Origin of the sequence: Mycobacterium sp. shizuoka-1, from assembly GCF_002723835.1 — a bacterium.
Taxonomy (GTDB): Bacteria; Actinomycetota; Actinomycetes; order Mycobacteriales; family Mycobacteriaceae; genus Mycobacterium.
In genome coordinates this window covers 1-17,835 of the sequence record NZ_BEWG01000161.1, presented here as the reverse complement: position 1 = coordinate 17,835, position 17,835 = coordinate 1, and the positions used below count along the sequence as shown (strand labels likewise).

Genomic DNA, 17,835 nt, shown 5'->3' with positions numbered 1-17,835 from the left:
ATCATCGACGAGATCGAGGAGGACCTGCGAAAGTGGTTCCTGGGGCTGACCTACACGGTCTCGGGTGACGCCGTGGCAGCCGCCCTGGCTGCAGGGCACGTGCCACCCCCGGACCCGGTCGAGGCCCTTCGCTACGGCCCGCTGTGTATGGCCGACGGCGCCAGGCTCGATGACGCCTTCGTGTGGCCGGAGTCGATGCCCGAGTGGTTCACCGACGAGGATCTGGACTTCTACGTCAACGAGTTCGAGCGAGCCGGCTTTTCCGGCGGACTTGCGTTCTACCACAATGCCGATGCCGGCTGGGAGGTCCTCGACGAGGTCGCGAACCAGCCGCTCACGCCGCCCTCGATGTTCATCGGCGGCGAGTACGACATCGCCACCACCTGGGGTGCGGAGGCAATCGACCGGGCGGACGAGAAGATGTCCGATTACCGCGGCAGCCACATCATTCCGTCCGCGGGCCACTGGATCCAGCAGGAGGCCCCCACCGAGACGAACCGCCTGCTCTTGGAATTCCTCGCCCAATTGCCTTCCCCGACAACATGATGCCGCGCGGGGCCGTCACCACAGGGCGGCGAGGGTCCCGCCATCGGCTACTTGTGCCGTCCCGTTGACCATCGAAGCGTCGTCGGAGAGCAGAAAGGCGACGACTCCCGCCATCTCCTCGGGCCCGGCCATCCGGCCCTGTAGCCGGCCGATCATCCCATCGGCACCGCCCGCGCCGAGTGCCTCGTCGAACATGGTCATCGCCGTCTGCTGCATCGGGGTGTCGACGAAGGCCGGCAGCACCGCATTCGACCGCACGTTCGCCGAGCGCAACTCGGCGGCGGTGATTCGGCTGAGGTGGATGATGCCCGCCTTGGACATCCCGTAGGCGGCGGTGCCGGCGGCCGCGATCTGCCCGCCCAGCGACGACATGTTGACGATCGCACCACCGCCGCGCTCCACCATCCGAGGCGCGGCGTGCTTGGTGCACAACCAGGCCCCCCGCAGGTTGACCCGGATGACCCGGTCGAAGTCGTCCACGGTGGTGTCCAGCAGCGGTGCGAAATGCACGACACCGGCGTTGGCGACAAGCTTGTCGACCCCGCCGAAGGCCGCGACACAGGCATCGACCATCGCGATCACCTGGGGCTCGTCGCCGACGTCGACCTGATGGCCGACCGCGCCACCGCCGATCTCGGCCGCCGCGCGCACGGCCGACTCACCGTTGATGTCCGCACACAGGACCCGAGCGCCCTCGGCCGCCAGTCGGCGCGCGATCGCCAGGCCGATGCCGGCACCCGCGCCGGTCACGATCGCAGCTTTACCGGCCAGGTCCGGATGCGTCATTGCGTCCTGTCTCCCATCATGTTGTCGCACACCTCATCCGGCGACCGGCCACACCGAGGCTCCGGACTCGACATACAGTCCATGCTCGCGGATCGCCCCGAACATCAACAGGCCCAGTTCAGGTGCGTCGTCGGACAGCCGCACGGTGTAGACGCCGAGATCACGCAGGATCCAGGCCACCGTCTCCGAGAGCCGGTCGGGTGCCGCCGCACCGGTGAGTAGACCGCAGGCGCGCGGGGTGCGCGGGCGCAGATAGATGATCATCCCGGTGCCCTGGGCGTGCATCGCCGCGACGGCCGCGTCGAGCTCGGCGCCGCAGCCGCACGCCAGCGAGCCGAACACGTCGCCGCTGAGGCATTCGATGTGGACGTGCAGAGGCATGGGCGCATCGGCGTCCGCGTTGCCCGCGATCACGGCCAGGTGTTCGCAGCCGTCGCCGGTGTCACGGAACCCGACCACCCGCAACGGACCGCCGCCGGTCGGCAGCCGGGTCTCCGCCGAACGCATCACCTGGGGCTCGGTGCGGCGCCGGTAGGTCGCGATCTCGGCGATCGAGACGATCGCCAGACCATGCCGGGCCGCGAACGCGATCGACTCGCCGTGATCGGCCATCGCCGACGGATCTGCCTGCGACACAATCTCGCACAGCACGCCGGCCGCCCGGCGCCGACCGAGCACCGCGAGGTCTACCGCGGCTTCGGCGGCCCCCGGCCGGTCCCCCAGTACTCCGCGGCCACCGGCCTGGACCGGGATCACATGGCCGGGGCGGCGGAAGTCCGCCGCGACGGCGTCGGCCGCGGCAAGTGCCGCGATGGTCTTGGCGCGGTCGATCGCCGAGATGCCGGTGCCCGTGTCGCGGAAGTCCACGGCAACCCGGTGCGTCGCCGTGCCGACGGGGTCGCCGTCCTGGGGACACAGCGGCGGTAGGTCGAGCCGCTCGCATTCCGACCTCGGCAACGCGGCCCGCACGTAGCCCGAGGTGTGCCGGACCGCGAACGTGAGGAGTTCGGGAGAGGCGGCGTCGGCGGCGAACACCAGATATCCCTGTGCCTCTTGGTCGTCGGTGACCACGACCGGACGTCCGGTGGCGACGGCCGAGATGGCACGGCGCACGCGTCCGTAGGCGGTTCTCATCGCCGTCGCTCCCTCACCGAAGGCCGGTGAGGAAATCGAGGAGCAGCCGGTTGGTCTCCTTGGGCTCCTCTTGCTGGATCCAGTGCCCGACGCCGTCGACCATGTGAGTTCCGCAGTAGTTCGGCATCACCTCGTGGGCGCGGTCGATCGCCTCGGCCCCCCAGGTGGTGCCGACGTCGTACTGGCCACCGATGAACAACGCCGGCGGGGTCAGCGGGGTGCCCTCGTACTCGGCGAGGTCGTGCCAGTCGTTGTCGATATTGTGGTAGAAGCTCAGCGGGCCACCCAGTCCGGATCGCTCGAATTCCCCTGTGTAGAAGTCCAGGTCGGCCTCGGTGAACCAGTCCGGCATCGTCTCCGGATAGACGAAGGCGTCTTTGAGCCGGGCGCCGTGCGGCATGCACAGCGGGCCGGAGCGAATCACCTCGATCGGGTCCATGGCCGCCAGGTCGACCCCGGCCGCCACCGCGGCCTCGGTCGCGACCCGCATGGCGTCCCCGGACACGGTGTACGTCAGCCCGAGCAACCAGCCGCGCAGGTCCTCCTCGATCTCCGCGATGATCGCGTCCTGCTCGGAGAAGTAGTCCTGGTACCAGACCTTGCCCGGGCCGGCCAGTTCCAGGTGGTAGTCGTTGGGCCGGTGCTCGCCGAACGGACTTCCCGGCAGGCCGATCACCCCGCGCCCGGCGAACGGAACGCTGACACCGACCACGCCACGGCATCGGTCGGGATGCAACCAGGCGAAGGTCCACGCTACCGGTGCGCCCCAGTCGTGGCCCACCACCACGGCCTGTTTCTCGCCGTACGCGTCGATCACCCCGACGATGTCACCGGCCAATTCCTTGATCCGGTAGGCGGTTTGGACCCGGTACTTCGAGGACTGGCCGTAACCGCGCTGGTCGATGGCCACCACGCGGTAGCCGGCCTGCGCCAGGGCCGGGATCTGGTGCCGCCACGAATACCACGACTCAGGGAAGCCGTGCACCAGAATCACCAGGGGGCCCTCCCCCTCTTCGACGGCGTGGATTCGGGTGCCCCGGCAGTTCAGCATCCGGTGGATCATCTAGGCCTCTTCTCTAGCGGGAGCGGGATTCCGCCAAACCGACCAGCACTTCTTCGGTTTGGGACAGGTGTTCGGGCGGCGGGATCGTGCGGTCGGAGTAGTTACGGGCGATGAGGGTCTGTTGCCCGGACAGTTTGGTCTTGGCCCATTTGCCGACCACCCGTGCGGCGACCTTCGGTGTCATCAACGCCGCAGCCGGCTTGACCAGGTGGACGACGGCCAGGAATTCGTTGTAGGTGTCCGGATCGTCGTGCACCAATTCCATCACCCGGTCCATGTACCAGGTCAGCGCACCGAAGTAGAACGGCCGCTTCTTGTCGACGTCCTTGAGCCAGTCGAACCGCAGGTTCTGCTCGCGGATCACGAACCAGGCGGTGTCCGCGAGCTTGGCGATCTTGCGGAAGTAGCGGCGCGGCAGTTCCGGCGCAGTGGGCTCGTATTTGCCGAGTAGCAACTGCATCTCACGAACTTCCTTGAGCGCCAGCGTCATCCCCAGCCCGGACACCGGGTCTGCGCTGGTGTACGCGTCACCGACGACCAGCAGAGCCCGGGGCAGGTTGCGCTTGCGCTCGTAGTGCAGCCGGAGCATGTTCGGGTAGCGGAAGTTGTAGATCGGCGACGCGGGTTCGAGGCCGTCGATGTTGTCCCCGACCACCTCCGAGGGCATCAGCTTGGCGAACTCGCGGAACTCCTGCGCGGTACGCGGCGGCGAATAGCAGTTGTAGGCAACCAGTGTCGTCGACAGGATGCTGCGGGAGCTGTCGGTGTAGTACTGCGCGGCGTAGGTGTCCTCGTAGGGGCGGTAGGCGTAGCAGATGACCATGACCTTGTCATCCCACTGCCGCTCCGGCGGGACCTTGTGGAACATCGTGGAGTAAAAGCAGTTGATGATGTCCTGCTCGACCTCGGGAGCGCCGATCCCGATGCGGTCCAAGAACTCCGGGATGTGGGTGTTCTTTCCCGAAGCGTCCACCACGAATTCCGCCGGCACCACCTCGAGTTCCTCGTCGTCGCGGGCCACCGCCACACCGAGCACGGTGTCGCTGCCACGGTCGTAGACAAGGTCGGCCACTTCGGACTCGTAGTGGAAACTGATGCGGGGTTCGTCATCCAGCCGGCGTCGGACACACCATTCCAGCAGCGGCCTTGCCGCGCAGACGATCTGAATCGGTCCGGTACCGGGCTTCTTCCAGCTGCCGCCGAGGCGGATTCGGTACTGGGCGGCCATGTCGACGTCGAACGCACCCTCGGCGACCATGTCGTCGATGATCCCCGGGAAGAACCGCTCCAGCTCGATGCGTCCCGCGGTGAGCAAGTGGTGCAGGTGCCAGCCCTGCGCCGCTCCAGGCCTGCCTTCGCGACGGGCGTGCGGCGGGTCCTTCTCCAGCACGATGACCTTGTCGAATTTCTCGGTGAGCACCTTGGCTGCGGCGATTCCGGCGATGCTGCCGCCGACGACCACCGCCGTCCCGCGGCCCCGGCGGCGCACGTCGGCCAGGTCGACCGTGGCGTAGTCGAGCCGCGGCGTGGTGCGCCGGCGCGCGGCACCGCTGGCCACGAATTTCTCGTAGTACAGACCGGTACCGTGGATGCCGTTGTCGGTGAGCCACTTCCGAGTGTCGGTCACCATCCCCGCCGGCCCGCATACGTAGACGTCGGCGTTTCCACCGTCGAACATCCGCGCGTCGAGCACGTCGGTGACCCGGCCGACCAGACCGTCCCAGTGGGCGTTCGGACGGGAGACGACGGTGTGGACTTTCAGCTCCGGTATCCGCGCCGTCAGCGCTTCGAGCTCGTCGAGCTTGCACAGGTCTTCGACAGTGCTGACGCCGTAGAGCAGATGGACACCTCCGGGGTGGCCGTCCGGCAGGCTCTGTGCCATCGCGAGGATCGCCGACAATCCTGTTCCACCGGCCACCAGGACCAGCGGCCGGACCGGCGGACGCAAGTAGAAGCCGCCCTTGCTGCACCGCATGGCGATCCGGTCGCCGGGTTTGGCCTTCTCGCGCAAGTAATCCGACATCACGCCCCTGGGCAGGAGCCGGACGATGAACTCCAGCTCGGTACGGCCGTCGGCGGGATGCGCATAGGAGTAGTTGCGCCACACGGTGGTACCAGGCACCTGAAGCTGGGCGAACTGCCCGGGCAGGTAGACCACCGGGCCCAGCCCGGACACATCCACCCGCAGCAACGCCGTGGTCGGCGACACCAGCTCCACCGCGGTCACCACCCCGTTACCGGTCACCAGCTTTGCGGCATTGTCGTCGGCCGGGTACTGCAGATCGATCACGCAGTCCGACGTGGCGAACGTCTGACAGGTCAACACCTTGCGGGCGTCACGTTCGACCTCGGACAGCCCTTCGGTTCGGCCCATCTCGTAGTCGCCCGAGGAGCAGGTGGCCACGCAGGTTCCGCAGATCCCGCTCTGGCATTCGTTGACGATCGCGATGCCGTGTTCCTCGGCGGCTTCCAGGATCGACTGGTCCGACTGCACGGGCATCGTCTTGGACGTCCCGTCCGAATACCGCACGGTGATCTCCGGCACCTGCATGGCTGTGTTCCTCTCCGTCCGAGTTACTCCGATGGGCCCGAGTCAGACGATCGCCGGTGCCGGCTTTTTGGCGATGCGCGCGTTGAGCCGTGGCATGACCTCCTCGGCCAGCAGGCGCATCGACTCTTTCCATGGGCCCGGGTTGTCGAGATAGTCGAATCCGAGGATCAGCAGATGACCGAACCCACCGACCTGGTCGTAGGTGGCCTCCAGCTTGTCGACCACCGTCTCGACCGAGCCGACCACAAAGGTGTTCTCGGCCAAGTACTCCGGGGTGACGTCCTCGTCGGGCACTGAGGGGTTGTGCTTGTAGAACTTGGTCATGCCGAACATCCGGAAGGTCGGCAGGACGTACTCGCGCATGTTGCGGCCCATCATCCCGTCCACGGCGTAGCGGAAGGCCTGCTCGTCGGTTTCGGCGACGACGACCTCACGCACCAACCGCCAGTCGCGGCGGTCCGGCGTCCGCCCGGACCGGGCGGCCCCCTCGAGCACCGCATCCCAATGAGTGGCCACGTATTCGGTGTTCAGGTCGAGGCTCATCGGAAGGTAGCCGCGCTCGCCGGCCAGTTTGAGTGTCTCGGAGCCCGCACTGAATCCAGTCACCCCGATCGGTGGGTGAGGAGCCTGAAAGGGCTTGATGTGCCTCTTCATCAGACCTTCGAACATCGGCGCGATTCCGTTGGCGTTCCAATACTTCCCGCGGAACTCCCACGGCTGGTCCTCGGTCCAGACCTTGAGCATGATCTCGAGCGCCTCGCGGGTCATCTCGCGGTGCTCACCGTTCTGGCCGTCGACGTCGAACAGTGCCCAGTCCCCCGGAATGCCGCTGGCGCCGACACCGAGCATGAAGCGGCCCTGGGCAAGGTGATCGAAGTAGGCGACCCGATGGGCCAGCTCGACCGGATGGTGATACGGCAGCAGATGGGCGCCGGGGGCCAGCTTGATGTTCTTGGTACGCAGCAGCGCCTGCGCCAGCAGCAGGTCGGGCGCGCAGATCGGTTCCCATGGCACCGTGAAGTGCTCGCCGACCCACGCCTCCACGTAGCCGAGCTCGTCGGCCAGCGTGATGAGGTCGAGGTCCCACTGGGTCGCGTCGTACAGGCTGCGCTCCGGTGGATGCGCCGGCATCAGGAAAAGTCCGATCTCCATCTTGAACCCTCTCGGTAGTGGTCGAGCAAGCGCACCGTCGGCTGCGACTTACAACACAGTACTAGCAAGATACTTGATTGGATGCAAGATCCATTTTTCTTGCTGGTTTGCTCGCCATTGAGTTTCTAAAGGAGCGTATCGGCTATGGACATTTTGTCCGTCTCCCGCGTAGCGTGCTGCATCAACGGCGGCCATAGCCGGCTTGGGAAGGGAGCATTTGTGCAGCATTTCGACTACATCGGCTACGACGTGATCGACGACGGCCGAATCGCCGTGATCACGCTCGACCGCCCGAAACAGCGCAACGCGCAGAACCGGGGGATGCTCGTCGAACTCGGGACGGCCTTCGAAATGGCCGAAGAGGACGACACCGTGCGGGTGGTGATCCTGCGGGGCGCCGGCCCCTGCTTCTCCGCCGGCCACGACCTCGGATCCTCCGACGACGTCCGGGAGCGGTCCCCCGGCCCTGGTCAGCACCCCTCGTACCAATGCAATGGCGGCACGCTGACCGGCGCCGATGCCCGGCACCGGCAGGAATGGCATTACTTCTTCCAGAACACCAAGCGGTGGCGCAACCTGCGCAAGATCACCATCGCCGAGGTGCACGGACTGGTCCTGTCGGCAGGTCTGATGCTGACCTGGTGCTGCGATCTGATCGTCGCCGCGCAGGACACCGTCTTCGCCGACGTGGTCGGTACCCGGCTGGGGATGTGCGGGGTGGAGTACTTCGGGCATCCCTGGGAGTTCGGCCCCCGTAAGGCCAAGGAACTGCTACTCACCGGCGACTCGCTGAGCGCCGACGATGCCCATGCCCTCGGCATGGTCAGCAAGGTCTTCCCGGACGACGAGCTCTCCGAGCGCACCATCGAGTTCGCCCGGCGCATCGCCAAGGTGCCGACGGTCGCATCGCTGCTGATCAAGGAGTCGGTGAACCAGACCGTGGACGCCATGGGCTTCTCCACCGCCCTGGACGCGTGCTTCTCCCTGCACCAGCTCAACCACTCGCATTGGGCCGAGGTGAACGGCAATCCGCTGGGCATCGGAACCGTCGAGGACGGACTCGAGGACTGGCGGCTGGCTCCCGAGATCCTGCCCGCCGCCAAGAATCGCCCCTGAGTCAGGACAGCCATGGACATCGACTATCCCTGCGAAGCGCAGGCCTTTCGCGACGAGATCCGGGCCTTCCTGGCCGAACATCTGCCCCCGGACTGGACCGGCCCGGGCGCACTTGCGCGCGAGGAGCGAGAACAGTTGCGGCACCGGTGGCGCAAGATCCTCGCCGACCGCGGGCTGGTGGCGGTCTCCTGGCCCAAGGAGTACGGCGGCGGCGGGCTGTCCGCGATCGAACAGGCCGTGGTGGCCGAGGAATTCGCCCGCGCCGGTGCACCCGAGCGCGAAGAGAACGACATGCTCAGCATCGACCTGCTGGGCAACACCTTGATCGCGCTGGGCACCGAGGAACAGAAGAAACACTTCCTCCCCCGCATCCTGTCCGGCGAGGACTTGTGGTGCCAGGGGTTCTCCGAACCGGAGGCGGGTTCGGATCTCGCGTCGGTGCGGACGAAAGCCGTCCTCGACGGTGACGAGTGGGTGATCAACGGGCAGAAGATCTGGACGTCGGCGGGTCCGACGGCCAACTGGATCTTCGTGCTGGCCCGCACCAATCCCGACCTGCCGAAACACAAGGGCCTGTCGATGTTGTTGGTGCCGGTCGACCAGCCCGGTGTGGTGGTGCGGCCGATCGTCAACGCCGCCGGGCACGCGTCGTTCTCCGAGGTGTTCTTCACCGACGCACGTGCGCGTGCCGCCGACGTGCTCGGCGGGGTCGGCGGCGGCTGGGCGACCGCGATGACCGTCCTGGGCTTTGAGCGTGGTTCCCAGATCACCACGGCGGCAATGGAATTCGGCCGCGACCTGGATCGGCTGCGCCAGCTGGCCCGGGAACGGGGACGACACACCGACCCCCATATCCGCGACGAGCTGGCGTGGTGCTACTCGCGCGTGCAGATCCTGCGGTACCAGGGCTACCGCGGCCTGACCGCGCTGTTGAACGGCCACCGGCCAGGCGCTGACGCAGCCATCAACAAGGTGATCTGGAGCGAGTATTTTCGCCGCTGTACCGACCTCGCCGTCGACATCCTCGGTGTCGACGCGCTGTGCGCCGACGGTCCCGGAAACGGTGAGGCCCTGATCATCCCGGCACCCGGAACACCGAACTCGGCGTCGTGTTGGCTCGACGAGGCCCTCTACGCGCGGGCCGCGACCATCTATGCGGGCAGTTCCCAGATCCAGCGCACGGTGATCGGCGAACAGTTGCTCGGCCTTCCGAAGGAGCCACGCTGACATGGATTTTCGCTACAACACCGAGCAACTCGATTTCCGCGACTCGGTGCGCGCCTTCCTACAGGAGACCGCACCGCTGTCGCGGGTACGCGACATCGCCGGCGCGAACGGCCACGACGACGAGCTGTGGCAACGGGTGTGCCGCGACATGGAACTCCCCGGGCTACCGGTCCCGACCGAGTACGGCGGAGTCGGGGGCACGCTGGTGGAATCGGCGATCGTGTTCGAAGAGTTCGGCCGCGCACTGACCCCGGTCCCCCTGGCGTCACACGGCTTCGCGGTTGCGGCCGTACTGAGCATGGGGACCAAGGAGCAACGCCGACGCCTGCTGCCCAGCCTGCTCAACGGTGACCGGGTCGCGGCGTTCGCGGCCACCGGACCCGCAGCCGGCGATCCGTCGTCGGCCACGGTCACCGTCACCAGCGACCAGGGCCGAACGCTGCTGGACGGCGTGTGCGGGCCCGTTCTGCACGGGCACGTCGCAGAACTCGTGATCGTCGCGGCCCGGGCCGGCGACACGATGGGCCTCTACGTGGTCGACGCCGATGCCCCCGGGGTCAGCGTCGAACGGCTGCCGTCGTTCGACATCACCCGGCCGGTCGCTCGGATCACACTGCGGCAGACGCCGGCTGAACCGCTGGACGGGGCACCCGACCAGTTCGAGCGGGTGCTGGACACCGCGCGGGTGCTACTGGCTGCCGAGATGCTCGGTGGCGCGGAAGCCTGCCTGACCCTCAGCGTCGACTATTCGTGCAGCAGAAGACAATTCGACCGAGCCATCGGCATGTTTCAGGCAGTCAAGCACATGTGCGCCGAGATGGCGATCGAGATCGACGCGACCAGGGTGGCGGTGATGTTCGCGGCGATGAGTGCCGGCGACCCTGGTGAGCTGGCCGTCGCCGCACCGCTGGTGAAGGCGCAGGCCGCCGACACGTTCACCCTGTGCGCGGGGATCGCCACCCAGGTGCACGGCGGAATAGCCTTCACCTGGGAACACGACCTGCACCTGTACTTCCGCCGCGCCAAGACGACCGCGGCCCTCTTCGGTAGCAGCACCGAGCACCGGGCGCTGCTCGCCGACCGGGTCGGCCTGTGACCGACAGACGGTAAGGAGCCCACCATGACCACCTCCCCGTCGACGGGAATCACCCTCAGCGACGTCCTCGCCCGGCACGCCCGGGTGCGCCCCGACAAAGTCGCTTTCGCCGATCCGTACCGCCGCGGCACCTTCGGTGACATCGACGCCAGGGTGACCCGGCTGGCCAATGCGCTGGCACAGCGGGGCATCGCAGCGGGTGACCGGGTGGCGGTACTGGGGCTCAACAGCCTCGAGATCGTCGAATCCTGGTTCGCCGTCCTGCGTCTGGGCGCGGTCGTGGTGCCGCTGAACTTCCGCCTGGTCGCCGAGGAGATCGCCTACCTGTTGACCGACAGCGGCGCCACGGCCGTGATCGTGGACGCCGCACTGGCGCCCGTGCTCGAACAGGCGCGGACCACAGAGGACGCCGTGCACACCGTGCTGACCATCGGCGGCGACCTGCAGGACGCCATCGACGGTGCTGCCGAAGACCGGATCGACATCGAGGTCGGCGACCAGGCGCCCGCCTTCATCATGTACACCTCGGGTACCACCGGCTTTCCCAAAGGCGCAGTGCTGAGCCACCGCAACCTCTACCTGCACGCGTTCAGCTCGATCGCAACGCTGGGACATCAGGCCGACGACGACTGCTGGTTGGGGGTCGCCCCGCTGTTCCACACCGCCGGGGTGTCGGGGATGTTGCCGGCCTTCCTCACCGGCGGCAAGGTCGTCATTCCGCCCTCGGGCGGCTTCGACGCCGAGGCGACGGTGCGCACCGTCGTCGAGGAACGGGTGACGTCGTGCTGGATGACACCGGCGCAGTGGCAGATCGTCTGTGCGATGGACGGTCTCGCCGACTGGGATCTGTCACACCTGCGGCGCATCTGGTGGGGCGCCGCTCCGGCGTCTACCACGTTGCTGCAGAACATGATCGAAGCCTTCCCATCGGCCGAGGTGGTCGCCGCATTCGGCCAGACCGAGTGCAGCCCGATCACCTGCCTGCTGCACGGGCAGGACGCGCTGGCCAAGATCGGCTCGGTGGGCATCCCGATGCTCAATGTCGAGGCCCGCATCGTCGACGACGACATGAACGACGTCGCACCCGGCGCGGTCGGCGAGATCGTCTATCAGGGCCCGCTGGTGATGGCGGAATACTGGAACAAGCCGGCGGAGACCGCCGACGCCTTCCGCGGCGGGTGGTTCCATTCAGGCGACCTGGTCCGCCAAGATGAAGACGGCTACATCTTCGTGGTCGATCGGAAGAAGGACATGATCATTTCCGGCGGCGAGAACATCTACAGCGCCGAGGTGGAGAACGTCTTGGCGGCCCATCCCAAGGTCGCCGAGGTCGCCGTCGTCGGGGTGCCGGACCCGAAGTGGGGTGAGACGCCGCTGGCTGTGATCGTGCCGCGCGACCCCGACCACCCGCCGGCAGCCGACGAGATCGAATCGCATTGCCGCCGGCACCTCGCCGCTTACAAGCGGCCGCGCCGCATCGCCATCGTCGAGGAACTGCCCCGCAACGCGAGCGGCAAGGTGCTCAAAACGGTGCTGCGCGAGCGGCACGGCGCACCGCTGTCCTATGCCTGCGGACCTGATGGTGTGGCCCTGCTGGACGAGACGATCGGTTCGAATATCGAGCGCACCGCCTCGGCGCACCCCGACGTGGACGCGCTGGTCGAGGTGACTACCGGCAGGCGGTGGACCTATGCGGAGTTCAACCGCGACATCGACTCCCTGGCAAGGGCGTTGATGTCGTCGGGCATCGCCAAGGGCGACCGAGTCGGCATCTGGGCGCCCAACTGCGCGGAATGGACGATGCTGCAGTACGCGACCGCGAAGGTGGGCGCGATCCTGGTGACCATCAACCCCGCCTACCGCACCCACGAATTGGCCTACGTCCTGCGCCACGCCGGTGTCCGGCTTCTGGTGTCGGCCAGCGAGTTCAAATCGTCCGACTACCGCAGCATGGTCGCCGAGGTGCGGCCCGAGGTGCCCGATCTGACCGAGGTGGTGTTCCTCGACTCACCGGAATGGGATGCGCTGCAGGCGCGCCACACCCGGACATCGGCCGCCGAGCTGCGTTCCCGGATGGACTCGTTGACACCGGCGGACCCGATCAATATCCAATACACCTCCGGCACAACCGGTTCCCCCAAGGGTGCGGTGCTCTCACACCGCAACATTCTCAACAACGGGTTCTTCGTCACCGAGCAGATCAATTTCGGCCCGGGCGACCGGCTGTGCATCCCGGTGCCCTTCTACCACTGCTTCGGCATGGTGATGGGCAATCTGGGGTGCACCACGCACGGCGCCACCATGGTGATCCCGGCCGCCGGCTTCGATCCTGGCGCCACCCTCGCGGCGGTCGAGCAGGAACGCTGCACCGCGCTGTACGGGGTGCCGACGATGTTCATCGCGATGCTGGGGCATGCCGACCTGACCCGCCGCGACGTCTCGTCCCTGCGAACCGGCATCATGGCCGGCGCCCCCTGCCCGGTGGAGATCATGAAGCGCTGCCTCGACGTGCTGCACATGTCCGAGGTCTCGATCGCCTACGGCATGACCGAAACCTCTCCGGTGTCGTGCCAGACGCTGATCGACGATGATTTGGACCGCCGCACCGCCACGGTCGGGCGGGCACATCCCCATGTCGAAATCAAGATCGTCGACCCGGGTACCGGTGCCGTCGTCGAACGGGGAACCCCGGGCGAGTTCTGCACCCGTGGTTACTCGGTGATGCTGGGCTATTGGAACGACGAGCAGAAGACCGCCCAAGCCATCGACGACGACGGGTGGATGCACACCGGCGATCTGGCGGTGATGCGCGACGACGGCTACTGCCAGATCGTCGGCCGGATCAAGGACATGGTGATCCGGGGCGGCGAGAACGTCTATCCCCGGGAGATCGAGGAATTCCTGCATACCCATCCCGATATCGACGACGTGCAGGTGATCGGGGTGCCCGACCCGAAATACGGCGAGGAGATCTGCGCGTGGATCAAGATGCGGCCGGGCAGCGCACCGCTGGATGCCGCAGGTATCCAGGCGTTCGCGACCGGGCGGCTGGCCCACTACAAGATTCCGCGTTACGTGCATGTCGTGGAGGACTTCCCGATGACCGTCACCGGCAAGGTGCGCAAGGTCGACATGCGGGCCGAGATGATCCGGCTGCTGGACTCGCCTTAGTGCACGCCCTCCATCAGCCGGCTGACCCGCGGCGCGAACGCCCAGACGACCACACCGACGGCGACCGCCACTGCGCCGAGGATGCCGAAGTAGGCGAACTCGCGATCAGGTCTGTAGTAACCGGACAACACCCCGGACATCGACGTACCCAGACCGACCGAGAAGAAGTACAGGGCCATCATCTGGGCGCGAAAGGCGTTGGGAGCCAACTGCGTGGTGACCGACAACCCGATCGGCGACAGCATGAGTTCGGAGATCGCGAAGACCGCCATGATCGCCACGACGACGAGGGCGGGCACGCTGCGTCCCGTCGTGCCGGCCATCGGCAGAAACAACAGGAACGCCAGGCCCATGCCGATCACGCCGTAGGCGAACTTGCGCGGGGTCGTGGGCGCCCGACGGCCGAGCTTGGTCCACATCGCCGCGAACAGCGGTGACAGCAGGATGATCCACACCGGCTCGATCGAGCCGATCCAGTTCGACGGTGCCCGCCAACCGAAGATCGACCAGTTCATCCGCTCATCGGAGTACACCGCGAGCACGGTGAAGATCTGCTGGAACAGCGACCAGAACACTGCGTTGGCGATGAACAGCGGAATGAACGCGCGCACCCGGGTGCGTTCGGTCGGGCCGACGCTGGGACTGCCCAGCATGACCGCGAAGTAGCCGATCGAGGCGACCAGGAGGATGCCGGTGGTGACCTGGGAGAGGTTGGCCAGCGTGATCAGACCGACGACGAAGGCGAGCACGAAGGCGGCCACCACCGCCGCCGCGATCACCGCGGTGCGCCAGAACTCTTTGTGCGACAACGGATGGGCGACGGTGCGCCCGTGGCCGCCGAGGTTGCGCCGGAAGGCGACGTATTGGGTCAGCCCCAGCGCCATGCCGATCGCGGCGGCCCCGAACCCGTAATGAAAGCCCATCTTCGTCTGCAAGAGGCCGGTGATCAGCGGGCCGACGAACGACCCGAGGTTGATGCCGAGGTAGAACAGGGTGAATCCGCCATCACGCCGGGGGTCGCCGTCGTCGTAGAGCGTGCCCAGCAGTGACGAGGCATTGGCTTTGAGCGCACCCGATCCCAGCGCGATGAGCACCAGGCCGGTCGCCACACCGGTCATTCCGGGCAACACCGCCAGCGCAATGTGGCCGCACATGACCACCACTCCGCCGTAGAGGACGGTGCGCTCCATACCCAGCAGCCGATCGGCGACCCAGCCGCCCAGGACAGTCGACAGGTAGACCAGGCCCCCGTAGGCGCCCACGATGCCGGTCGCGGTCGCCTTGGGCAGGCCCAGGCCACCGTCGGTGATCGAGTAGTACAGGTAGTAGCCGAGGATGGTCAGCATCCCGTAGTACGAGAACCGCTCCCACAACTCGACGCCGAAGAGATTGGCCAGACCGATCGGATGCCCGAGAAAGGTTCGTCGCGCGCCCACATCGTCAACGGCATCGGCCATGGATCTCACCATGCCACACCGCCAACCCGAAGTTCAGCCGATCGCGGCGCGTCTTGCCGTCAGGCGACCCACTGATCCCAGGGCACGCTCCAGTCGCCGTTCTGCCACAGCTGCAGTGGCTTGCCACCGGTGTTGCGCACCTCGACCACATCACCGGGCACCGAGAAGTTGTAGAACCATACGGCGTTGTCGCGGTTGAGGTTCAGACAACCGTGGCTGGTGTCGGTGTTGCCCTGCGCCCACACCGTGGCGTCCAACTCATGCAGGTAGACCCCGTCGGTACTGATGCGCACGGCGTAATTGATCGATTCCTTGTAGCCGAGATGGGAGTTGATCGGCAGCCCGTAGGTCGAGGAGTCCATGATCACCGGATTGCTCTTGTCCAGCACGGTGTAGATCCCGGGCTGGGTCCAGAAGCTCAACGTCGTGTTGCCCACCTTCTCGGTGCCGCCGCGACCCATCGAGGTGGGCATGGTGCGCACCGGCTTGCCGCCGTCGAACACCGTCACCTGTTTGGTGGCGTCGTCGGCGATGGACACGTGCGAGGCGCCGATGGTGAAGGTCAGCGGCGGCCCCGGGCCCGGGGTGACGGTGACGACGGTGCCCGGGTCGTAGTACTGCGGCGGGCGCCAATGCGCGGTGTGGTCGTCGACCCAGTGCCAGACGCCGGAGACCGGCGGCGAGGTGTCGACCTGCAAGGCCTGGTCGGCCAGGGCCCGGTCACCCACGGGCCCGTCGAAATGCGCAACGATCACCGTGCCGATGCCGTAGGTCCCGCCGTCACGCAGCGGCGCACCGGAGGTCGTGGTGAAACCCACGGTGGGCAGGACGTCGTCGGCATGTGCGGTGGCCGCAGGCCCGGCCGCGGCGACGATCAGCGCCAGCACCCACGCCAACAGGACGGGTGTCCTGCGACTGACATCGCCCATTGCCCACTCCCCGATCGACGGATGAACCGAGCGACCATGGTAGTCCGGCACCCTATGCCCGGGCTGTCAACGGCGACCCGCTAGCGGTTGCGCAGGGACTCCGCCGCATGCAGCACAGTCGCGGTGAGCCTGGCCATCAGCGGGCTCTCGAGCTTCCAGCATTGCCAGAACAGCGGCACATCCAGATGGACATCAGACACCGCCACGAACGTGCCGTCGGCCAACGCCGGGGCGGCCGATTGTTCGGGATACATGCCCCAGCCCAATTCGGCCCGCACCGCGGCGCCGAACCCCTCCGCAGTCGGCACATAGTGCACCGGACGATCGATGGCGCGGCGAAACACTTTGCGCACCAACATGTCCTGTAGCGCGTCGTCGCGATTCCAGGCCAGCGACGGCGCCTGGGCCACCGCTTCGGCGGTGAACCCGTGTGGCAAATGGCGTGTGACGTAACCACTGGCGGCCACCGGCACATACCGCATCACCCCGAGCGGCCGCACCCGGCAACCCGGCACGGGCGCGCGTTCGGTGGTGACCGCACCCATCACCACTCCCTCGCGCAACAGCCGAGCCGAATGGTCCTGGTCTTCGATGCGGATGTCGAAGACCACACCGGGCAGGCCCGAGAGCACGCCGGCGAACCAGGTGACCATCGAATCCGCGTTGACCGCCATCGCGATCCGGGGTAGCGGGGCCGACTCACCGCCGCCTGTCATCTCGGTGATGGCCTCAGCCTCGAGCATCGCCGTCTGGGCCGCCAGCCGCAGCAGAGGTATACCCGCCGTGGTTGGCACACAGGGCTTTCCGCGCACCAGCAGCACCTGACCGACGTGCTTCTCCAGCGCTTTGATGCGCTGGCTGACCGCCGACGGTGTCACATGCAGGCGATCGGCCGCCGCCTCGAAACTCCCGAGTTCGACGATGGCGTGGAACGCGGCGAGTTGGCCCGCATCCAGCCGGGCCTCACCGGGGGCGCTCAGTAGCAGGGATCCGAACCGGGGGTGTAATACGGCACTCCCTGCGGGGTGTAGCACGGCGGCTGACCGGAAGCCGCTTGGGCCGCCGCGTCCTCGTCCGTCGCCACCGCACCTGCCACCGCGACGTCACCGGCGACGTTGGTGCAGCCGCCGACGTTCACATGGCGCCCCCCGACGTCACCGCAGACGTCAGCCTGTGCGCCCGGCGCGATCGCCACCGGCACCGCAACCATCGCCATCGCGCTCAACAGCGCCGCTGCCAGCTCCTTCATGGTCGACTTCCCCTCTCGACACCGACTCCCCGAAATTATCGCCGCTGGCCGTCGTCGCCGCGGCGTATTCACCGCAGGGAGTAGCGGATCGGCAGGTGTTTGATCCCGCCGACGAAGGTGGTGGCCATCAGTTCTGGTTCACCGGCCAGTTCGATGGAGTCCAGCCGGGGCACGAGTTCGGAGAAGAAGCTGTGCATCTCCATGCGGGCCAGGGCGGCGCCCAGGCAGAAGTGCACGCCGTAGCCGAAGGACAGGTGCTTGTTGGGGTCGCGGCCGACGTCGAAACGCATCGGGTCGTAGAAGATGTCTTCGTCGCGGTTGGCTGAAACGTAGGACAGCAGAACGGCTTCGCCCTTGG

14 protein-coding genes and 2 pseudogenes are annotated in these 17,835 nt (G+C 67.0%); 6 read left to right on the top strand and 10 right to left on the bottom strand.

The window, feature by feature from the left end; genetic code table 11:
- Nucleotides 1–546: alpha/beta fold hydrolase (locus MSZK_RS31800; protein WP_142390053.1), on the top strand; the 546-nt coding region annotated here is incomplete at its 5' end.
- A gap of 15 nt (nt 547–561) precedes the next feature.
- Here the strand turns inward: MSZK_RS31800 and MSZK_RS31795 are convergent.
- The 5 genes from MSZK_RS31795 to MSZK_RS31775 are packed head-to-tail and all read right to left on the bottom strand — an operon-like array spanning nt 562 to nt 7,232.
- Entirely contained in the window at nt 562–1,332 is a 771-nt protein-coding gene (locus MSZK_RS31795) for an SDR family oxidoreductase (protein ID WP_099252468.1), read from the bottom strand.
- A 33-nt stretch (nt 1,333–1,365) separates the two neighbouring features.
- Entirely contained in the window at nt 1,366–2,466 is a 1,101-nt protein-coding gene (locus MSZK_RS31790) for a 3,4-dihydroxy-2-butanone-4-phosphate synthase (RefSeq protein WP_099252467.1), read from the bottom strand.
- Between the two features lie 13 nt (nt 2,467–2,479).
- On the bottom strand, nt 2,480–3,529 hold the full coding sequence (locus tag MSZK_RS31785; RefSeq protein WP_099252466.1) for an alpha/beta fold hydrolase: 1,050 nt from the start codon (nt 3,527–3,529) through the stop codon (nt 2,480–2,482).
- A 13-nt stretch (nt 3,530–3,542) separates the two neighbouring features.
- Nucleotides 3,543–6,080: an FAD-binding oxidoreductase gene (locus tag MSZK_RS31780; RefSeq protein WP_099252465.1), complete on the bottom strand. Its 2,538-nt coding sequence runs from the start codon at nt 6,078–6,080 to the stop codon at nt 3,543–3,545.
- Nucleotides 6,081–6,122: 42 nt separating this feature from the next.
- Nucleotides 6,123–7,232: an LLM class flavin-dependent oxidoreductase gene (locus tag MSZK_RS31775; protein WP_099252464.1), complete on the bottom strand. Its 1,110-nt coding sequence runs from the start codon at nt 7,230–7,232 to the stop codon at nt 6,123–6,125.
- 219 nt (nt 7,233–7,451) lie between these two features.
- Between MSZK_RS31775 and MSZK_RS31770 the strand changes: the two genes are divergently transcribed.
- From MSZK_RS31770 to MSZK_RS33350, 5 genes and pseudogenes are all read left to right on the top strand, one after another.
- On the top strand, nt 7,452–8,348 hold the full coding sequence (locus MSZK_RS31770; protein ID WP_099252463.1) for an enoyl-CoA hydratase: 897 nt from the start codon (nt 7,452–7,454) through the stop codon (nt 8,346–8,348).
- A gap of 12 nt (nt 8,349–8,360) precedes the next feature.
- Nucleotides 8,361–9,575 (top strand): acyl-CoA dehydrogenase, encoded by a 1,215-nt coding sequence (locus tag MSZK_RS31765; protein ID WP_099252462.1) that lies wholly within the window; start codon nt 8,361–8,363, stop codon nt 9,573–9,575.
- Between the two features lies 1 nt (nt 9,576).
- On the top strand, nt 9,577–10,671 hold the full coding sequence (locus tag MSZK_RS31760; protein ID WP_099252461.1) for an acyl-CoA dehydrogenase family protein: 1,095 nt from the start codon (nt 9,577–9,579) through the stop codon (nt 10,669–10,671).
- A gap of 24 nt (nt 10,672–10,695) precedes the next feature.
- Nucleotides 10,696–12,207 (top strand): annotated as a pseudogene (locus tag MSZK_RS33355) (long-chain-fatty-acid--CoA ligase); the annotation flags it as partial.
- 21 nt (nt 12,208–12,228) lie between these two features.
- Nucleotides 12,229–13,842 carry an AMP-binding protein gene (locus MSZK_RS33350; RefSeq protein ID WP_233211631.1) on the top strand — a complete coding sequence of 538 codons (1,614 nt, stop codon included), beginning with the start codon at nt 12,229–12,231 and terminating at the stop codon, nt 13,840–13,842.
- On the opposite strand, the gene MSZK_RS31750 is transcribed toward MSZK_RS33350, so the two are convergent.
- From MSZK_RS31750 to MSZK_RS31730, 5 genes and pseudogenes are all read right to left on the bottom strand, one after another.
- On the bottom strand, nt 13,839–15,299 hold the full coding sequence (locus MSZK_RS31750) for a peptide MFS transporter (protein ID WP_099252470.1): 1,461 nt from the start codon (nt 15,297–15,299) through the stop codon (nt 13,839–13,841). The genes MSZK_RS33350 and MSZK_RS31750 overlap by 4 nt on opposite strands.
- A 59-nt stretch (nt 15,300–15,358) precedes the next feature.
- Nucleotides 15,359–16,111: pseudogene (locus MSZK_RS31745) on the bottom strand (L,D-transpeptidase); the annotation flags it as partial.
- 197 nt (nt 16,112–16,308) lie between these two features.
- Nucleotides 16,309–17,208, bottom strand: coding sequence for a LysR family transcriptional regulator ArgP (locus MSZK_RS31740; protein WP_233211630.1), 900 nt, complete (start codon nt 17,206–17,208; stop codon nt 16,309–16,311).
- Nucleotides 17,205–17,477 carry a hypothetical protein gene (locus MSZK_RS31735; RefSeq protein WP_099252458.1) on the bottom strand — a complete coding sequence of 91 codons (273 nt, stop codon included), beginning with the start codon at nt 17,475–17,477 and terminating at the stop codon, nt 17,205–17,207. Before MSZK_RS31735 ends, MSZK_RS31740 begins: the two co-directional genes overlap by 4 nt.
- 68 nt (nt 17,478–17,545) lie before the next feature.
- Nucleotides 17,546–17,835: cytochrome P450 (locus MSZK_RS31730; protein WP_142390052.1), on the bottom strand; the 290-nt coding region annotated here is incomplete at its 5' end.

Coding starts and splice junctions, on each gene's coding strand:
- MSZK_RS31795 (WP_099252468.1), bottom strand. CDS start 1,332: ATGACGCATCCGGACCTGGCCGGTAAAGCTGCGATCGTGACCGGCGCG.
- MSZK_RS31790 (WP_099252467.1), bottom strand. CDS start 2,466: ATGAGAACCGCCTACGGACGCGTGCGCCGTGCCATCTCGGCCGTCGCC.
- MSZK_RS31785 (WP_099252466.1), bottom strand. CDS start 3,529: ATGATCCACCGGATGCTGAACTGCCGGGGCACCCGAATCCACGCCGTC.
- MSZK_RS31780 (WP_099252465.1), bottom strand. CDS start 6,080: ATGCAGGTGCCGGAGATCACCGTGCGGTATTCGGACGGGACGTCCAAG.
- MSZK_RS31775 (WP_099252464.1), bottom strand. CDS start 7,232: ATGGAGATCGGACTTTTCCTGATGCCGGCGCATCCACCGGAGCGCAGC.
- MSZK_RS31765 (WP_099252462.1), top strand. CDS start 8,361: ATGGACATCGACTATCCCTGCGAAGCGCAGGCCTTTCGCGACGAGATC.
- MSZK_RS31760 (WP_099252461.1), top strand. CDS start 9,577: ATGGATTTTCGCTACAACACCGAGCAACTCGATTTCCGCGACTCGGTG.
- MSZK_RS31750 (WP_099252470.1), bottom strand. CDS start 15,299: ATGGCCGATGCCGTTGACGATGTGGGCGCGCGACGAACCTTTCTCGGG.
- MSZK_RS31735 (WP_099252458.1), bottom strand. CDS start 17,477: ATGAAGGAGCTGGCAGCGGCGCTGTTGAGCGCGATGGCGATGGTTGCG.